This window comes from Streptomyces pseudogriseolus (assembly GCA_002154585.1).
In the GTDB taxonomy this organism is placed as follows: domain Bacteria; phylum Actinomycetota; class Actinomycetes; order Streptomycetales; family Streptomycetaceae; genus Streptomyces; species Streptomyces pseudogriseolus.
Genome location: MUNG01000250.1, coordinates 1 through 17,158, shown reverse-complemented (window position 1 = coordinate 17,158; position 17,158 = coordinate 1). Strand labels below are relative to the sequence as shown.

Here is a 17,158-nt window from a genome sequence, read left to right as displayed (position 1 = left end):
CGCGGAGTCACTCCGCGAGCGCCGCCTCCGCGTCGAGGGTCGCGGCGACGGCCTGCACCACCGCGGCGATCTTGAACGCCTCCTGGATCACGTCACGGTCCACGCCGGCCTTGCGCAGCACCTGCTCGTGCGAGTCGAGGCACATGCCGCAGCCGTTGACCGCGGAGACCGCGAAGGACCAGAACTCGAAGTCGACCTTGTCGACGCCCGGGTTGCCGATGACGTTCATCCGCAGACCGGCCCGCAGGTTGCCGTACTCGTGGTCCGACAGCAGGTGGCGGGTGCGGTAGAAGACGTTGTTCATCGCCATCACCGCGGCGGCGGCCTTGGCGGCCGTGTACGCCTCCGGCGACAGGTTCGCCTTCGCCTCCGGCTCCAGCTCGCGCAGCACGATCGGCGAGCGCGAGGCGATCGCGGTCGCCAGCACCGTGCCCCAGAGCTGCTGGGCGGGCAGGTCGGAGTTGCCGATGACCGAACCCAGGTTGAGCTTCAGGTCCTTGGCGTAGTCCGGTATGCGGGACTTCAGGGAGTCGAGCGACACGTCAGCTCACTCCCCGGCCAGCAGCGCGACCGGGTCCAGGGTCTCGTCGCCCTTGGACCAGTTGCACGGGCAGAGCTCGTCGGTCTGGAGGGCGTCCAGGACCCGCAGGACCTCCTTGGGGTTACGGCCGACGGAGCCGGCGGTCACCATGGAGAACTGGATCTCGTTGTTCTGGTCCACGATGAACACGGCGCGCTTGGCGTAGCCGTCCTCGCCCTCGATGCCGAGGTCGCGCATCAGCTCGTGCTTCGGGTCCGCCATCATCGGGAACGGCAGGTCGCGCAGGTCCTCGTGGTCCTTGCGCCAGGCGTGGTGGACGAACTCCGAGTCACCGGAGAAGCCGAGGATCTGGGCGTCGCGGTCGGCGAACTCGTCGTTCAGCTTGCCGAAGGCGGCGATCTCGGTCGGGCACACGAAGGTGAAGTCCTTGGGCCACGCGAACACGACCTTCCACTTGCCTTCGTAGGTCTTGTGGTCGATCGTCTCGAACTCCTTGCCCTTCTCCAGCGAGACGCAGGCGGTCAGTTCGAACTCGGGGAACTTGTCACCGACAGTGAGCACACGCTCTCCTTGCAGCGAAGAAACACCCCGATTGCGGGTGTTTCCCATGGGTTGGACCTGGTTGATGTTGGCACAGAGTGCATTGATCAGTGAAATAGCTACACTCGGTCGGGTTGATCGGAGGGACCTATCAGTGACTGTCGGTGACCGGCGCAGACAGCCGAGCCTGGCCCAGCTGCGGGCGTTCGCGGCGGTGGCCGAGCACCTGCACTTCCGCGACGCCGCCGCGGCCCTGGGCATGAGCCAGCCGGCGCTGTCCGGGGCGCTGTCGGCGCTGGAGGAGACGCTCGGCGTGACGCTCGTGGAGCGTACGACGCGCAGGGTGCTGCTCACCCCGGCCGGGGAGCAGCTCGCCGCCCGCGCCAAGTCCGTGCTCACGGAGGTCGGCGCGCTCATGGAGGAGGCGGAGGCGCTGCGGGCGCCGTTCACCGGGGTGCTGCGGCTCGGCGTCATCCCGACCGTCGCGCCGTATCTGCTGCCGACGGTGCTGCGGCTGGTCCACGACCGCTATCCGCGCCTCGACCTCCAGGTGCACGAGGAGCACACCGCGAGCCTGCTCGACGGGCTGGCGGCGGGCCGGCTCGACCTGCTGCTGCTCGCGGTGCCGCTCGGGGTCGCCGGGGTCACCGAACTGCCGCTGTTCGAGGAGGACTTCGTGCTGGTCACCCCGCCGGGGCACCGGCTCGGCGGACGCGACGGCATACCCCGTGCGGTGCTGCGCGAGCTGAACCTGCTGCTGCTCGACGAGGGACACTGCCTGCGCGACCAGGCCCTCGACATCTGCCGCGAGGCGGGCAGCGCGGGGGTGGCGGCCACCACCACGGCGGCCGGACTGTCCACGCTGGTGCAGCTCGTGGCGGGCGGACTCGGCGTCACGCTGCTGCCGCGCACCGCCGTCGAGGTGGAGACCAGCCGCGCCGACCGCCTCCTCACCGCCCGCTTCGCCGACCCCGCCCCGAAACGCCGCATCGCCCTCGCCATGCGCTCGGGCGCGGCGAGGGCGGCGGAGTACGGACAGCTGGCGGCGGCACTGCGCGAGGCGATGCGCGGCCTGCCGGTCCGCACGGTGGAGGACGGGACGCCCTCCGGGGACTGAACGCCCCCGCGGCGTCACTCCGTGCGGAGGCCGTCCGGGCGCATCATCCGCAGCAGCGGCGGCAGGCTGAGCAGCGTGACCAGGGCGACCACGCCCGCGCCGACGCCCGCCATCCCGAGGACGCTGCCCCAGTCCACCTGGACCGGTGTCGCGGTCATCCGCAGCAGCACCACCCCGAGGACCGTGCCCACCAGGGTGGAGAGCGCGAGGCCCAGGCCGATCGGGATCGCCGTCTGCCACAGCACCGACAGGCTCAGCGTGCGACGCCGGGTGCCGAAGGCGACCAGCGCCGACAGCAGCTTGCGGCGCTCCCGCAGCTGTTCGAGCTGCGACACCAGCAGGCTCACCCCGATGAGCACCAGCACGGCGGCGGCCCCGACGAACAGGCCGGTGCGGATGGAGTCGAACCGGGTGGTGCGCTCGGTGGCGGCCCAGGTCGACGCGTGGGCCAGCGGGTCGACGGCGGCGGCCGTGTTGCGCACCCGGTCCTGCACGTCGGGCACCGACTCGTCGATGGACAGCCACAGCCTCCCGGACAGCCGCTGCGCGATCTCGGGGGTGACGGCGCCCGGCGTCAGCAGGAACCCGCTGTTCAGCATCCCGGTGGGGTCCTGCACGGCGGCGGCGCGCTTCACGCCGGACGGTACCGTCCAGACGGCGTCCTTCTGCGTGCCGGCCACCTGACCGTGCTCCAGGTGCAGGGCGCGGCCCGGCTTGTTCAGCACCGGCGTGCTCGTGTCGTAGTCGGCGCCGGTCAGCATGAAGACGTCACCGTCCGCGCAGCCGGTCACCCGCGCCAGCAGCCGCAGGGACTCGCAGCCGCCGACGGTCAGTTGCGCCCCGAGGCCCGTGTCCTCCGAGCCGGCGGGCCTCTCGGACGCGTAGACGGAGGAGAGCGCGCTGACGCCGCGCACGCCCTCGGTCTGCTCGAACTTCGCCGCGGCGGGCGCCGTCGGGACGCCGTCGGGCAGGTCGACCTGCATCTGCGCGCGGGACACGTCCTGTCCCGTGTCACGGGTGTACTGGTCGTCCACGCCGGTGAACAGCATCTGCAGGGCGATCGCGCCGGCCACGGCCACGGCGATGCCGTTCACCATGCGGGCCGCCGTGCCGCTGCTCAGCTGGAGCCGGCGCACGGCGAGCTGCCACGACAGGCCGCCCGCGCCGAGCCGGGCGACGACCGTCTCCACGATCCACGGCAGCAGCGCGGTGACCCCGACGAGGAGGCACAGCACACCGCCGACGACCAGGTACTGGTTGAAGTCGCCGTTGTCGCTGCCCTGGCCGATCATCGGCACGAGCATGGCGACACCGGCGAGCGGCAGCAGCAGCCGCCACCACAGCCGGCGGCGGGCCGGCCGCGCCGTGCGGACCACGCCCAGCGGCTCGATGACCACACCGCGCAGCGCGATCAGGGTGACCAGCACGGCGGCTGCCGGGACCGCGACCGCGACCAGCAGCGCCAGCAGCGGCGACGGGTTGAGGTCGCCGGGGAAGACGCTGACGCGGAACACGTCGACGGACCCCGCGAACTCACGCCCGGCCAGGAAGAAAAGGGTGCCGAACCCCAGCCCGAGCACCGCGCCGGCGAGCGCCTCGCCCGCGGCGATCCTGCGGGTCATCCGGCTGTCGGAGCCGACCAGCCGCAGCGCGGCGAGCCTGCGGTCGCGCCGCTCGCCGCCGAACCGCACGGCGGTGGCGATGAACACGCCGACCGGCACCAGCAGCACCACGAAGATGACCAGCGTCAGCATCATGAGCACCGGGTCCAGCGGCTCGGTGGGGTTCGGCTGGGTCTCGCCGAAGGCGTCGATCCGCATGACCGTCGGACTGTTCAGCCGCTCGGCGAGCCCGGTGGCGCCCGCGTACCAGGCGAGTTCCTGGGAGCCGATCAGACCCGTCTCGCCGATGGTGCCCACGATGTCGTACGGCAGCCGGTCCCTCAGCAGCGCGCCCTCGTCGGAGGCGAGGAGCTCCTTCAGGGCGGGGGAGACCACCATCGTGCCCGGCTTCGGCAGTTCGCTCACGCCGGGCGGCACCGGGGCCTTCGGGCCCTCGGGCTCCACCAGGCGGCCGCGCAGGTCGCGGTCCCTGAAGTCGCTGTTGGCGTGCGCGATGAGCAGGGTGCCGTCCGAGGGGCGCAGGGTGTCCTCGATGTACGGGCTGTCCTGGCGGGCGGCCTCCCGCCGGTCGCGTCCGTCGAGCAGGTTCGGCACGGCCGTGGTGAGCAGCAGCAGCGCCACGCCCAGCCCCACGCCGACGGCGGTGAGCAGCGCCCGCGTCCAGCCCTCCCGGCCCCCGGTGACGGCGAACCGGGCGCCGAGAGTCAGGTCCCGTGCCCTCCCCCAAGCTCTCGACTCCGCTCGAGCAGGGCGGTGCCCCCATCGGGCGCTCATACGACGCGCTCCATGTCGCGCGCCTTGCCGTCCCGGACGACGATCTCGCGGTCCGAGTACGCGGCGACCCGCGCCTCGTGCGTGACGAGGACGACGGCCGCGTTGGCGGAGCGGGCGGCCTCGGTGAGCAGTTCCATCACGCGCTCGCCGTTCAGCGAGTCCAGCGCGCCGGTCGGCTCGTCGGCGAACACCACACGCGGCCCGGTGACCAGCGCGCGGGCCACCGCGACCCGCTGGCCCTGACCGCCGGACACCTCGCCGGGCCGCTTCCCGCGCACGTCGTCGACCTCCAGGCGCTCCATCCAGGACACGGCGGTGCGCTCGGCCTCCTTGCGGGGGGTGCCGTTCAGCCGCAGCGGCAGCGCGACGTTCTCCACGCAGGTCAGCTCCGGCACCAGCTGGCCGAACTGGAACACGAAGCCGAACTCGGAGCGGCGCAGGGCGCTGCGCTCGGAGTCGTTCATCGCGGTCAGCTCGCGCCCGTTGTACGTGATGGAGCCGGCGTCGGGGGTGACGATCCCGGCGAGGCAGTGCAGCAGGGTCGACTTGCCGGAGCCGGAGGGGCCCATCACGGCGACGACCTCACCCGGGTGGATGGAGAACGCGGCCCCGTCGAGCGCCTTGGTCGGGCCGTAGGTCTTGTGCAGGTCCCGTGCGGCGAGCAGGGAACCGGCGGGTGCGGTCGTGGTCATCGGGCCACCGCCTCACGGAGTTTGTCGAGGCGCGCGGCGGTCAGTTCCAGCCAGCGCAGGTCGGCCTCGAGGTGGAAGAGTGCGTGGTCGCAGATCAGCTGGTCGGCGAGGTCGCCCTTGCGCTTGCGGTCGGTGAGGACGCGCATGCTGCGCAGGTGCTCCGAGCGCTGCGTGTCGAGGAGGTCGGCGGCGTCGCGCCGGGTGAGGAGCGCGAGGACGACCTTGGTGTAGAGCGTCGACTGCAGGTACGGCTCGGGCTTCTCCGGCGTGGCGAGCCAGCGGGCGACATCGGTGATGCCGGCCTCGGTGATGGCGTACCGCTTGCGCTCGGGGCCGCCGCCGGCCTCGATGCCGTCGACCTCGACGAGGCCGTTCTTCAGCAGGCGGGACATCGTCGAGTAGACCTGGCCGTAGTGCAGCGGCCGGTCGTGACCGAACTTCTCGTCGAAGGCCCGCTTGAGGTCGTAACCGTGGCGCGGGCCGGACTCCAGGAGTCCCAGGAGGGTGTGACCGATGGACATGCGGAGCACTCTACACACCGTGTATACGCAGGGTGTATACGCGGAGTGTGCAGATCATGGGCAAGGCTCTGACGCCCCAGGTGGGAGGGCGTTGTCACGGTTCTGTCACCGAGGTCCGGACACGCGTCCGGCCCCCGTCGCGGGCGACGGGGGCCGGTTCAGTCGGCGGGCGGGGCACCGCCCTGGGAGGGGCCGGACGGCGGGCGGCCGCCCGGTGGCGGCCCGGAGCCGGGCGGGCGGCCCCGGCGGGGGATCGGACCCGCCCCGCCGGGGAGGCGGCCCGCCTCCGCCAGGGCGCGCCGCAGCAGGAACTCGATCTGCGCGTTCGCCGAGCGCAGTTCGTCACCCGCCCAGCGGGCCAGCGCCTCGTACACCGCCGGGTCCAGCCGCAGCAGCACCTGCTTGCGCTGCGGCCGGCGCTGCGGGGACGGGCCCTCGGACGGCGCGGTCACTGGTAGAGCGTCCCGGTGTTGAGGACCGGCTGCGCCGAGCGGTCACCGCACAGCACGACCATCAGGTTGGACACCATCGCCGCCTTCCGCTCGGGGTCGAGGTCCACGATGTCCTGCTCCTCGAGGCGGGCCAGGGCGGTCTCGACCATACCCACGGCGCCCTCCACGATCTGCTGCCGCGCCGCGACGACCGCGCCCGCCTGCTGCCGCTGGAGCATCGCCGAGGCGATCTCGGGGGCGTAGGCGAGGTGCGTGAAACGGGACTCGATGATCTGCACGCCGGCCGCCTCGACGCGCGCGTGCAGCTCGACCGCCAGCTTCTCGGTGATCTCCTCGGCGTTGCCGCGCAGCGACAGGTCGCCCTCGTCATGCGCGTCGTACGGGTACTCGATGGCGATGTGCCGCACGGCCGCCTCGGTCTGGGTGGAGACGAACTCGACGTAGTCGTCCACCTCGAAGGTGGCCTGCGCGGTGTCCTCGACCCGCCACACCACGACCGCGGCCAGCTCGATCGGGTTGCCGTAGGCGTCGTTCACCTTCAGCACCGCGGTCTCGTGGTTGCGCACCCGGGTGGAGATCTTGGTGCGGGAGGTGAACGGGTTCACCCAGCGCAGGCCGTCCTTGCGGATGGTGCCCCGGTAGCGGCCGAACAGCTGCACCACCCGCGCCTCGCCCGGCGCCACCATGTTCAGCCCGCACATCGCCAGGAACGCGGCGATCGCGACGACGATGCCGCCGACGATCAGACCGGCCTTCGCGCCCGCGCCCTCCACCGCCGTGGCCGAGATGGACATCGCCACGCCGCCCAGCAGGCCGAGCAGTCCGAGGAGCAGGGCGAGACCGCCGCCGATGCTGTGCGCCGGGACCTCCCGGACGCGGGGCGCCGGCATCTCGGGCACGTCGGCCGTGATCTGCGGGTCGTGTGTGGTCATGAAGATGCCCCCGTTTCTCCGCGTGCGTTCCCGCACGGCGTTCACTGTCTATCGTCGTTCTAACTAACTGATATCACATTACCCTTCCATGGCAACCCCGTACGCCTCTCGAACGTCGGTTCCGTTGGGGTGGGTGCTGATTGTCACGTCCGTAAAGGCCGGATCGGCAGCCCTTTGTCATAGCTCCCGGTGCTAGCTTGCCAAGCCGGCCCGATTGGCGAACGTGTGTGCCGTGTGAGCACACAGGGACGAAGCGGATACGAAGCGGAGCGGAACAGGCGTATGGGACGAGCGGAAGAAAGACGCGCACGACAGCGCGGCGGGCGCCGTGCGGCACCCAAGGGCCGCGCTGCCGCCGCGGGCGGCCGCACCGGCATACGCCGCCTGTTCACCTGGAAGAAGATCCTCGGCACCTTCTTCACCCTGTGCCTGCTCGGCATGGGCGCCTTCATCGTGCTCTACATGATGATCGACATCCCGGAGGGCAACGCCGACGCCGAGCTCCAGAGCAACGTCTACGAGTACAGCGACGGCACGCTCATGGCCCGCGACGGCGACCGCAACCGCGAGATCGTCGACCTGGCCCGGGTCCCCAAGCCCGTGCAGCGCACGTTCGTCGCCGCCGAGAACAAGACGTTCTACAAGGACTCCGGCGTCGACCTGAAGGGCACCGCCCGCGGCGTCCTCAACACCCTGTCCGGCAAGGGCGCGCAGGGCGGCTCCACGATCACCCAGCAGTACGTCAAGAACTACTACCTGACGCAGGAGCAGACCGTCTCCCGCAAGCTCAAGGAGCTGGTCATCTCCCTGAAGCTGGACCGGGAGAAGTCCAAGGACTACATCCTCGCCGGGTACATCAACACCAGCTACTACGGCCGCGGCGCCTACGGCATCCAGGCCGCCGCCCAGGCCTACTACCGCGTCGACGCCGAGGACCTCACCGTCGAGCAGGGCGCCTACCTCGCCGCGCTGCTCCAGGCGCCGAACCAGTACGACTGGGCGATCGCCAGCGACAAGGGCAAGGAACTCGTCCAGGAGCGCTGGGACTACGTCCTGGACAACATGGTCGAGCAGAAGTGGCTGGACGCAGGCGAGCGGGCCGGCATGAAGTTTCCCGTGCCCAAGGCGCCCAAGGCGGCCCCCGGCATGGAGGGGCAGACCGGCTACCTGGTCGAGGCGGCCAACACGGCGGTCAAGCAGCAGATGGTCGAGCAGGGCGTCGCCGAGAACCTGGAGCAGGCCAAGGCGCTGCTGGACCGCGGCGGCTACACCATCACGCTGAACATCGACAAGAAGAAGCAGAAGGCGCTGGAGCAGGCGGTCAAGGACCGGCTCACCAGCAAGCTCGACCCGAAGAAGCGGGACGTCGACGCCGACGTCCAGGCCGGCGCCGTCTCCGTCGACCCGAAGACCGGCAAGGTCGTGGCGATGTACGGCGGCGTGGACTACGTGAAGCACTACACCAACAACGCCACCCGCAAGGACTACCAGCCGGCCTCCACCTTCAAACCGGTGATCCTCGCGGCCGCCCTCGACCGGGGCGCCGAGACCCAGGACGGCGTGCCCATCACGGCCGACACGGTCTACGACGGCGACAGCAAGCGCCCCGTGGTCGAGGACGGCGAGAAGGTCGGCTTCGCCCCGCCCAACGAGGACGACCAGGACTACGGCGACATCACCGTCCAGGAGGCGATGAACAAGTCCGTCAACTCCGTCTTCGCGCAGATGGGCGTCGACGTCGGCATGACGGACGTGATGCAGACCGCGGGCGCGCTCGGCATGAGCGAGAACCTCGACCCGTTCCCGGCGCAGACCCTGGGCACCATGGGCGCCAGCCCGATGCAGATGGCCGGCGTCTACGCCACCCTCGCCAACCACGGCAAGCAGGTCACGCCGTCGATCGTGAAGTCGGTCGAGCACAAGGACCGCACCCTGGAGATGCCCGACCCGATCGGCCAGTCGGTCATCAGCCGGCGCGCCGCCGACACCGTGACCTCGGTCCTCACCGGAGTGGTCGACGACGGCACCGCCCGGGCCTCCGTGCGCGACAACCCGCTGCGCGACGGCCAGCAGGTCGCCGGCAAGACCGGCACCTCCGACTTCAACAGGTCGGCCTGGTTCACCGGCTACACGCCCGACCTGGTCACCTCGGTCGGCCTGTTCGGCGAGGACGCCAAGACCGGCAAGCAGGTCCCGATGTACGAGGCCGGCGGCGTCGACCACCGCGTCAACGGCGGCGGCTTCCCCGCCGAGATCTGGGCCGCGTACACCTTCGGCGTGATGGACGAGGTCTCCGAGTTCGACCTGGAGACCGAGCAGGGCGCGGGCGTGGCGCCGACCCGGAGCCCGTCGCAGTCGGAGACGGAGTCCGAGACGCCGTCGCAGACGCCGACGACGGAGGAGCCGACGACGTCGGCCCCGCCGTCGACCACGTCCCCGCCGCCGCCGACGACGGAACCCCCGAGCCAGACGCCGACGTCACCCCCGCCCTCGCAGACGGAGACGACCCCGCCGCCTCCGACCTTCGACCTCCCGGGCGGCCCCGACGAGCCCCTGAACAACGACCGCGAATAGAACGCAACACGCGCAGTTCCCCGCGCCCCCGAAGGGGCGCGGGGAACTGCGCGATCAACCCAGAACGAGCCGCACCGGGCACAGCCGAGCAACCCCTCACGGCGCCACCCCGCGGAGCACTCCTCAGCCCTGGTTCAGCTCGAACCACACCACCTTCCCGGTGCTCAGCCGAGTAGCCCCCCACCGCCGGGCAAGGCGGTTGACGAGATACAGCCCCCGCCCACCCTCATCCGTCGCCCGCGCCTGCCGCAGCCGCGGCAACTGCGGCACATCGTCCCCGACCTCGCACCGCAGCACATCCGTCCGCAGCAGCCGCAGCGTCACCGGCCGGGAGGCATACCGCACGGCGTTGGTGACGACCTCGCTCACCAGCAGCTCCACCGAGTCGCTCAGGTCGTCCAGGCCCCACCGGGACAGCTGCCGCCGGGCCAGCCGCCGCGCCCGCCCGGGCGCCGCGTCCTCCGGCTCCAGGAACCAGTACGCCACGTCGCTCGGCGCGATCCCGTCGAAGCGGGCGGCGAGCAGCGCGATGTCGTCGTCCCGGTCGCCCGGGCCGAGCATGTCGAGCACCTCGTCGCACAGCGCCTCGAGCGGCGGCGGGTGATCCGGCCCGGTCAGCTGCGCGGTCGCGGCGAGCTTCTCCCGCAGCTGCTCGATGCCGGTCCACACGTCGCGCAGCCGGGACTCCACCAGGCCGTCGGTGTAGAGCAGCAGGGTCGCCCCGGCGGGCGCCTCCAGCTCCACGGCCTCGAAGTCCACCCCGCCGACGCCGATCGGGGCGCCCGCCGGCACCCGCAGCACCTCCGCGCGCCCGCCCAGGTGCAGCAGCACGGGCGGCGGATGGCCGGCGTTGGCGACGGTGATGCGGTGGGCTACCGGGTCGTACACCGCGTACAGGCAGGTCGCCATGCGGTCCACGCCGAGCCGCTGGGCCTGCTCGTCGAGGTGGTGCAGCACCTCCTGCGGCGGCAGGTCGAGCCCGGCGAGCGTCTGCGCGGTCGTGCGCAGCTGGCCCATGATCGCCGCCGACGTCATGGAGTGGCCCATCACGTCGCCGACGACCAGCGCCACCCGGCTGCCGGGCAGCGGGATCGCGTCGTACCAGTCGCCGCCCACCCGCGCGGTCTCCGCGGCCGGCAGATACCGCGACGCCAGCCGTACGCCGGTGCAGCGCGGCAGGGTCTCCGGCAGCATCGTGCGCTGGAGCTCGTCCGCGATGTACGCCTCGCGCCCGTACAGCACGGCCTTGTCGATGCCGAGGGCGCTGTGCGTGGCGAGCTGCGCCGCGACCAGCAGGTCGTCGGCCTCGAACGGGATCCGCTCGGGGCGCCGCAGGAACAGCGCCGCGCCGATCACCCGGCGGCGGCCGCGCAGCGGCGCGAGGACCGCGCGCTGGCCGTCGGGGACGGCCGCCGTGCCCTCCTCGCCGAGGAGTTCCGGCAGCGCGGCCCGCGCGGCGGGCGCGTCCGTGAACACCGGGCGCACCCCGCGCAGCACCTCGGCGAGCGCGCTGCCGGGCCGTACCGTGCACAGCTCCTCGCCGACCGAGTCCAGCTCGGACGGCTCCGGCGGCGCGGCCGGCAGGAACCCGCCGCCCTCGGTGTCCCGCTCGGGCGGGATCCGGTCGGTGCGGCGCAGCCGCAGCACCAGCGGGCCCGTCGGCCGCTCGTCGCCGACCGGCAGCGGATCGCGCAGATACACGAGGATCGCGTCGGAGAAGGTGGGCACGGTCGCCCGGCACAGCCCCATCACGATCTCGTCCAGGTCGATGCCGCGGGCGATCCGCCGGGTGGCCGCGCCGACGAAGCGCAGCCGGTCCCCGTCCCGCCGCATCGGCGTGGGCCGGCCCGGCCGCGTCACCTGGCCCGTACGGCGGTCCTCGCCGCCCGGACCCCGGTCCACCCGGCCCTGCCCGTCCGCGGGCTGCACCGGGATGCCGTCCGGCGCGGGCCGCGGACGGTGGGCGTCCGGCTCCGCGTCCGGGCCGGCGCCCGGCTGGGAGTGCTCGGACCCGGGACCGTCCGCAGCGGGCGCGGAACCGCCGGGGGCGACGGCGCCGGGCGCGGGCGGCTCACCGCCGGAGCGGCCCTGTACCGGTAAGGCCGCGCCCGTGCCGGCCGGCGGCGCCGGGGAACGCAGGAACGCCCCGCGGGGATCCGCGGGGTCCACGCCCGGCTGGGGGCGCTCGTAGGAGGTCGGCTGCTCCGTCACGCGTGTCGAGTCCATCCGTCCGGCGCACGCCGTGCGCGCGGTTCGCTCCGCCGAAACTCCGATACCCGGAACACGTGCCCCCGGAACGGATTTCGCGTGTGGTCAGAGGTTGTTCCTGCGACGCCGGCCGGCCGTCCTCGGCCCGTGCCGGTGTTTCCGTGCCCCTCGCTCACGTCCTGCCGCCCCTCGGTGACGTCCGGTCAAACCTCGCGCGCGCTCCGGTGGTTGCTGCTCCGCGCCCTTGCGGACGACGATCCTACGTTTCCTGCCCGGGGGCGCAGCAAGGGTCTCACGGGGATGCGTGCGCCGCTGTGCGGTCCCAGTCCTGTGGAAGTGACGGTACAGCCCAGGACGGATCCGGACGCCAGTTCTCCCATCCGTCCGAGAACGGCGGCCCCCAGGCGTCGATCACGGCGACCGCCGCGCGCCCGGCCGCACGCACCTTCCGGGCGAGCGCCACGTCCATCAGGCCGTCCCGCTGGGCCTGCGCGAACTCGTCCTCGTCCCGCCAGTGCCAGCCGCCGTCCGGCTGCACGGAGATGTCCAGGAAGTGGTCCTCGGAGTCCACCCCGCCCGCCCAGCGGACGAGGGGCTCCTCCAGGTTCACGTACCAGTTCTTGAACCGCCAGCCCGGCTCCCAGAACAGCCACACCGACCAGGGCTCGCCGGGCCGGGCCAGCTTCAGCACGCCGGTGCCGAACCAGCGGTCCCTCTGCACCGTGCGCGGCTTGGTGTAGCGGGTGGCGAGGGGCTCGCGGTGGACCGGGGTGCCGTCGGCGAGGACGGGTTTCACGCACTCGGTGCCGGGCGCCATCCAGACCGCCAGCAGCTCCGAGTCGTCGCGCACGACCGTGACGGGGCGCGCGATGTGGATGCGCGCGCCGCCGTTCTCCCGGTACCGCCACAGGATCTGCGTCCCGGGCTCCCAGTGGCGGGCCGCCCCGCCCGCGTGGCCGCGCCTCGTCGTTCCACCCTCTGTCATGCGCAGATATTAGGTGGTGGGGCCACGCGACGCTGCGGCCCCCGTCACGGTTCACCCCCGGGACGCCAGGTTTCACGGGCGTGTCATACGCAGGACATCCAGGGCCTCGTCCAGCTGTTCCACGGTCAGGTCGCCGCGCTCCACATAGCCGCCCTCCAGCACCACCTGGCGGATGGTCCTGCGCTCCGCGAGCGACTTCTTGGCGACCTTGGCGGCCTCCTCGTAGCCGATGTACTTGTTCAGCGGGGTCACCACGGACGGCGAGGACTCGGCGTACTCGCGGGCCCGCTCCCGGTCGGCGACGATCCCGTCGACCGTGCGGTCGGCCAGCAGCCGGGAGACGTTGGCGAGCAGCCGCACCGACTCCAGCACGTTCTTCGCGATCACCGGCAGCATCACGTTCAGCTCGAAGTTCCCGGACGCGCCGGCCGCGGCGACCGTCGCGTCGTTGCCCGTGACCTGGGCGCAGACCATCAGCACGGCCTCCGGGATCACCGGGTTGACCTTGCCGGGCATGATCGAGGAGCCGGGCTGGAGGTCGGGCAGGGCGATCTCGGCGAGGCCGGTGCGCGGCCCCGACGCCATCCACCGCAGATCGTTCGCGATCTTCGTCAGGCCGACGGCGACGGTGCGCAGCTGCCCGCTGGTCTCCACCACGCCGTCCCGGGCGCCCTGCGCCTCGAAGTGGTTGCGCGCCTCGGTCAGCGGCAGCCCCGTCGCCCGCGCCACCTCCTCGATGACGGCCGCGGAGAACCCGGGCGGGGTGTTGATGCCGGTGCCGACGGCGGTGCCGCCCAGCGGCAGCTCGGCCAGCCGGGGCAGCGAGGCGCGCAGCCGCTCCACGCCGTACCGCACCTGGGCCGCGTACCCGCCGAACTCCTGGCCCAGGGTGACGGGCGTGGCGTCCATCAGATGGGTGCGCCCGGACTTCACCACGTCCGCGAACTCCTCCGCCTTGCGCTCCAGGGCGGCGGCGAGGTGCTCCAGGGCCGGGATCAGGTCCCGGGTGACCGCGGCGGTGGCGGCGATGTGCAGCGACGAGGGGAAGACGTCGTTGGACGACTGGGAGGCGTTGACGTGGTCGTTGGGGTGCACGTCCCGGCCCAGCCGCTCGGTGGCGAGGGTGGCGACCACCTCGTTGGTGTTCATGTTGGACGAGGTGCCCGACCCGGTCTGGAACACGTCCACCGGGAAGTGGTCGTCCCACCGGCCCTCGGCGACCTCCGCCGCCGCCTCCTGGATCGCCTCGGCGACGTCCTTGTCCAGCACCCCGAGCCGGGCGTTCACCTTGGCGGCGGCGCCCTTGATACGGGCCAGCGCCTCGATGTGGGCGCGCTCCAGGCGCTGCCCGGAGACCGGGAAGTTCTCCACCGCCCGCTGGGTCTGCGCCCGCCACTTGGCGTCGGCGGGGACTCTCACCTCTCCCATGGAGTCGTGCTCGATGCGGTAGGTCCGGTCGTCGTCCGTGGTCATCGGATTCCCTTCGTGGATACCCCGGCCCTCAGGCCGGGGTGGGGGTACCTCCCGCTTGCGGGGGAGGAGTGAAGCTTCCGCGTAGCGGGTCAGGGAAAGGCGAATCGCCACCAAGGCGACTCGGCGTCTGCGGCCATGAGCCGACACCGGCTCACACGGAATCTGATACGATGTAAGGCGTGACGCAGCAGGTCAAGCGGGCTTTCAAGTACCGCTTCTACCCAACGGAGGAGCAGGCGTCCCAGCTGCTGCGCACGTTCGGCTGTGTCCGCCTGGTCTACAACAAGGCGCTGGAGGAGCGCACCCGGGCCTGGTACGGCGAGCAGCGCCGCATCTCCTACGCAGAGTCCTCGGCGGCGCTCACCGAGTGGAAGAAGGCCGAGAAACTGGCCTTCCTGGCGGAGGTGTCCTCCGTCCCGCTCCAGCAGGCGCTGCGCCACCTTCAGACGGCGTTCGGGAACTTCTTCGCCAAGCGTGCCAAGTACCCCCGGTACAAGAGCCGGAAGAAGTCCCGAGCCTCGGCCGAGTACACCCGCTCCGCGTTCAAGTGGCATGGCAGGCAACTGACCCTGGCGAAGATGACCGAGCCGCTGGACATCCGCTGGTCGCGTCCGCTCCCCGAGGGTGCGGTGCCGACCACGGTGACCGTGTCGCGTGACGCAGCCGGGCGCTGGTTCGTATCCCTGCTCTGCGACGACCGCATCGCCCCGGCCCCGGCCACAACGAACGCGGTCGGTATCGACGCGGGCATCACCTCCCTGGTGACCCTGTCGACCGGGGAGAAGATCGCGAACCCGAAGCACGAGCGCCGTGACCGCGCCCGCCTCGCCAAGGCGCAGCGGGAGCTGTCGCGGAAGGCGAAGGGCTCGGCGAACCGGGAGAAGGCCCGCCGCAAGGCTGCCAAGGTCCATGCGCGGATCGCCGACCGGCGCCGCGACTTCCTGCACAAGCTGACCACTCGGCTCGTCCGTGAGAACCAAACGGTCGTGATCGAGGACCTCACCGTCCGCAACCTGCTGAAGAACGGCAAGCTCGCGCGCGCCGTCTCCGACGCGTCGTGGACGGAACTGCGCTCCATGCTGGAGTACAAGTGCGCCTGGTACGGGCGCGAACTCGTCGTGATCGACCGGTGGTTCCCCAGCTCGAAGCTGTGCGGGAACTGCGGCACGGTCCGCGAGAAGCTGCCGCTGAACGTACGCGAGTGGACGTGCGACTGCGGCACCGTGCATGACCGCGACGTGAACGCGGCACGCAACATCCTGGCCGCCGGACTGGCGGCGTCTGCCTGTGGAGACGGTGTAAGACCTCAACGGGAGTCCTCCCGGACGGGGCGGTCGTCGGCGAAGCAGGAACCCCAGCGGGCGACCGCTGGAATCCCTCGCCTTTAGGCGGGGGACGAAGTCAACGTGTACCTCCGTGGAGACAAGCAGCGGTGTCGGACGACCGTGGGGGTCCGTCAGGCGCCGCTCAGGCTCACGTCGTCCAGCAGGAAGCCGGTCTGGAGGCTGTGGTCCTCGGTGGCGGTGAAGGTCACGGTGACCGTCTGCCCGGCGTACGCGGACAGGTCGGCCGACCGCTGCGTCCAGCCGCCGCCCGCGTGCACGTTGGACCAGGTGGCGAGCGTGGACCCGTTCACCCGGACGGAGAACGTGTCGTACGCCCGGCTGCCGGACTCGGCGGTCTCGATCCACAGCCAGAAGTCCAGCGACGCGCGCGTGCAGCCGGCCGGCACGGTCACCGTCTGGCCGACCGACTCGGTGCTCGTGGAGCCGTTGCCGCCGAGCCACGCGAAGCGGGTGCCGCCGTGCGCGGTCCGCCCGGAGTGGGCGGCGATGACCGCGGTGGTCCCGGTCCACGGCGCGGTCCCGCTCTCGAACCCGCCGTTGCCGACGACCCCGGCCGGGTCGCAGGTGCCCCCGCCGCCGGTGCCGACGGCCTGCTGCCACACGGTGTACGCGATGCCGTCGGCCGCGCGGTCCAGCCCGGTGGTGTTGATGTTGGACAGGGTGTCGCACGACCGGTGGTAGCAGGGGTCGTACGCCGCACCGGACGTGCCGCCCCACTTGGCGGCCTGCGCGGAGGTCTTGCGGGCGCTCGCGCCCATCGCGTAGCCGGAGGTGGGGATGCCGTACCGCTCGAACGAGTAGTCGTCGCTGCGGCCCGCACCCTCGGTGTTCTCCTCGGGCTGGAGGCCGAGCGAGTCCCAGTAGGCCTTCATGGGCGCGGCGGCCGCAGAGGTGATGTGGTTGACGAAGTAGCCGCCGTTGAGCGAGGCGACCATGTCGAAGTTGTAGTACGCCTTGATCCGGGAGCGTTCCGCCGAGGAGAGCGTACGGACGTAGAAGTCGCTGCCGTTGAGGCCCTGCTCCTCGTCGGTCCACCAGGCGAAGCGGACGCGGTTGCGCAGGTCGGGGTTCTCCCGGGCGAGTGTCAGGGCGTTCTCGAGCAGGGCGGCGGAGCCGGAGCCGTTGTCGTTCATGCCGGGTCCGGCCGAGACGCCGTCGAGGTGGGCGCCGAACATGTAGACGGCGCTCGCGTCGCCCTGGGGCCACTCCGCGATCAGGTTGGGCCCGGCGCCGCTGGTGCAGCCGGAGGTGCAGGGCTGCTCGGTGACGGTGTAGCCGGCGGCCTGGAGCTTTCCCTTCACGTAGGCGACGGAGTCGCGGTAACCCTGCCCTGTGGAGCGGCGGTTGCCGCCGTTGCGGGCGGCGGCAACCGCCGCTCCAC

At 71.9% G+C, this 17,158-nt stretch carries 14 protein-coding genes; 3 read left to right on the top strand and 11 right to left on the bottom strand.

Going from position 1 to position 17,158, the window contains the following annotated elements:
- Positions 1-7: 7 nt before the first annotated feature.
- Positions 8-541, bottom strand: coding sequence for an alkyl hydroperoxide reductase (locus tag CCN29_RS22110; RefSeq protein WP_031016971.1), 534 nt, complete (start codon positions 539-541; stop codon positions 8-10).
- Positions 542-547: 6 nt separating this feature from the next.
- Complete coding sequence (locus tag CCN29_RS22105; protein ID WP_031016970.1) at positions 548-1,102, bottom strand: peroxiredoxin; 555 nt, start codon at positions 1,100-1,102, stop codon at positions 548-550.
- Positions 1,103-1,235: 133 nt separating this feature from the next.
- Here CCN29_RS22105 and CCN29_RS22100 point away from each other — a divergent pair, with 133 nt between their 5' ends.
- On the top strand, positions 1,236-2,198 hold the full coding sequence (locus tag CCN29_RS22100; protein WP_006132070.1) for a LysR substrate-binding domain-containing protein: 963 nt from the start codon (positions 1,236-1,238) through the stop codon (positions 2,196-2,198).
- A 14-nt stretch (positions 2,199-2,212) separates the two neighbouring features.
- Here CCN29_RS22100 and CCN29_RS22095 read toward each other — a convergent pair whose 3' ends face one another.
- The 5 genes from CCN29_RS22095 to CCN29_RS22075 all read right to left on the bottom strand — a co-directional run bounded on the left by CCN29_RS22095 (position 2,213) and on the right by CCN29_RS22075 (position 7,191).
- A complete protein-coding gene (locus CCN29_RS22095) occupies positions 2,213-4,594 on the bottom strand; it encodes an ABC transporter permease (RefSeq protein WP_086683940.1) in 2,382 nt (793 codons plus the stop codon).
- Complete coding sequence (locus CCN29_RS22090; RefSeq protein WP_006132067.1) at positions 4,591-5,286, bottom strand: ABC transporter ATP-binding protein; 696 nt, start codon at positions 5,284-5,286, stop codon at positions 4,591-4,593. The genes CCN29_RS22095 and CCN29_RS22090 overlap by 4 nt, the downstream gene beginning before the upstream one ends.
- Positions 5,283-5,807 (bottom strand): PadR family transcriptional regulator, encoded by a 525-nt coding sequence (locus CCN29_RS22085; RefSeq protein WP_006132066.1) that lies wholly within the window; start codon positions 5,805-5,807, stop codon positions 5,283-5,285. The genes CCN29_RS22090 and CCN29_RS22085 overlap by 4 nt, the downstream gene beginning before the upstream one ends.
- A 158-nt stretch (positions 5,808-5,965) precedes the next feature.
- Positions 5,966-6,259 carry a type II toxin-antitoxin system antitoxin gene (locus CCN29_RS22080; RefSeq protein ID WP_006132065.1) on the bottom strand — a complete coding sequence of 98 codons (294 nt, stop codon included), beginning with the start codon at positions 6,257-6,259 and terminating at the stop codon, positions 5,966-5,968.
- On the bottom strand, positions 6,256-7,191 hold the full coding sequence (locus tag CCN29_RS22075) for an SPFH domain-containing protein (RefSeq protein ID WP_031016963.1): 936 nt from the start codon (positions 7,189-7,191) through the stop codon (positions 6,256-6,258). Before CCN29_RS22075 ends, CCN29_RS22080 begins: the two co-directional genes overlap by 4 nt.
- Positions 7,192-7,473: 282 nt before the next feature.
- Between CCN29_RS22075 and CCN29_RS22070 the strand changes: the two genes are divergently transcribed.
- Positions 7,474-9,765, top strand: a complete 2,292-nt coding sequence (locus CCN29_RS22070) for a transglycosylase domain-containing protein (RefSeq protein WP_086683936.1) — start codon at positions 7,474-7,476, stop codon at positions 9,763-9,765.
- Positions 9,766-9,888: 123 nt separating this feature from the next.
- On the opposite strand, the gene CCN29_RS22065 is transcribed toward CCN29_RS22070, so the two are convergent.
- From CCN29_RS22065 to CCN29_RS22055, 3 genes are all read right to left on the bottom strand, one after another.
- The gene (locus CCN29_RS22065) at positions 9,889-11,991 is read right to left on the bottom strand and encodes a SpoIIE family protein phosphatase (RefSeq protein WP_442538445.1); all 2,103 of its coding nucleotides are present in this window, start codon (positions 11,989-11,991) and stop codon (positions 9,889-9,891) included.
- A 274-nt stretch (positions 11,992-12,265) separates the two neighbouring features.
- A complete protein-coding gene (gene fomD / locus CCN29_RS22060; RefSeq protein ID WP_006132060.1) occupies positions 12,266-12,958 on the bottom strand; it encodes a cytidylyl-2-hydroxypropylphosphonate hydrolase in 693 nt (230 codons plus the stop codon).
- Positions 12,959-13,030: 72 nt separating this feature from the next.
- A complete protein-coding gene (locus tag CCN29_RS22055) occupies positions 13,031-14,431 on the bottom strand; it encodes a class II fumarate hydratase (protein WP_086683934.1) in 1,401 nt (466 codons plus the stop codon).
- A 179-nt stretch (positions 14,432-14,610) separates the two neighbouring features.
- Here CCN29_RS22055 and CCN29_RS22050 point away from each other — a divergent pair, with 179 nt between their 5' ends.
- Positions 14,611-15,819, top strand: a complete 1,209-nt coding sequence (locus CCN29_RS22050) for an RNA-guided endonuclease InsQ/TnpB family protein (RefSeq protein ID WP_086683931.1) — start codon at positions 14,611-14,613, stop codon at positions 15,817-15,819.
- A 68-nt stretch (positions 15,820-15,887) separates the two neighbouring features.
- Here the strand turns inward: CCN29_RS22050 and CCN29_RS22045 are convergent.
- Positions 15,888-17,158, bottom strand: a 1,271-nt coding sequence (locus tag CCN29_RS22045) for a M28 family metallopeptidase (RefSeq protein WP_107481724.1), incomplete at its 5' end; no start/stop codon positions are given.

Bases quoted from the DNA above. Each gene is read 5' to 3' on its own strand.
- CCN29_RS22095 (WP_086683940.1), bottom strand. From the start codon at position 4,594: ATGAGCGCCCGATGGGGGCACCGCCCTGCTCGAGCGGAGTCGAGAGCT.
- CCN29_RS22090 (WP_006132067.1), bottom strand. From the start codon at position 5,286: ATGACCACGACCGCACCCGCCGGTTCCCTGCTCGCCGCACGGGACCTG.
- CCN29_RS22085 (WP_006132066.1), bottom strand. From the start codon at position 5,807: ATGTCCATCGGTCACACCCTCCTGGGACTCCTGGAGTCCGGCCCGCGC.
- CCN29_RS22075 (WP_031016963.1), bottom strand. From the start codon at position 7,191: ATGACCACACACGACCCGCAGATCACGGCCGACGTGCCCGAGATGCCG.
- CCN29_RS22070 (WP_086683936.1), top strand. From the start codon at position 7,474: ATGGGACGAGCGGAAGAAAGACGCGCACGACAGCGCGGCGGGCGCCGT.
- CCN29_RS22065 (WP_442538445.1), bottom strand. From the start codon at position 11,991: ATGGACTCGACACGCGTGACGGAGCAGCCGACCTCCTACGAGCGCCCC.
- fomD (WP_006132060.1), bottom strand. From the start codon at position 12,958: ATGACAGAGGGTGGAACGACGAGGCGCGGCCACGCGGGCGGGGCGGCC.
- CCN29_RS22055 (WP_086683934.1), bottom strand. From the start codon at position 14,431: ATGACCACGGACGACGACCGGACCTACCGCATCGAGCACGACTCCATG.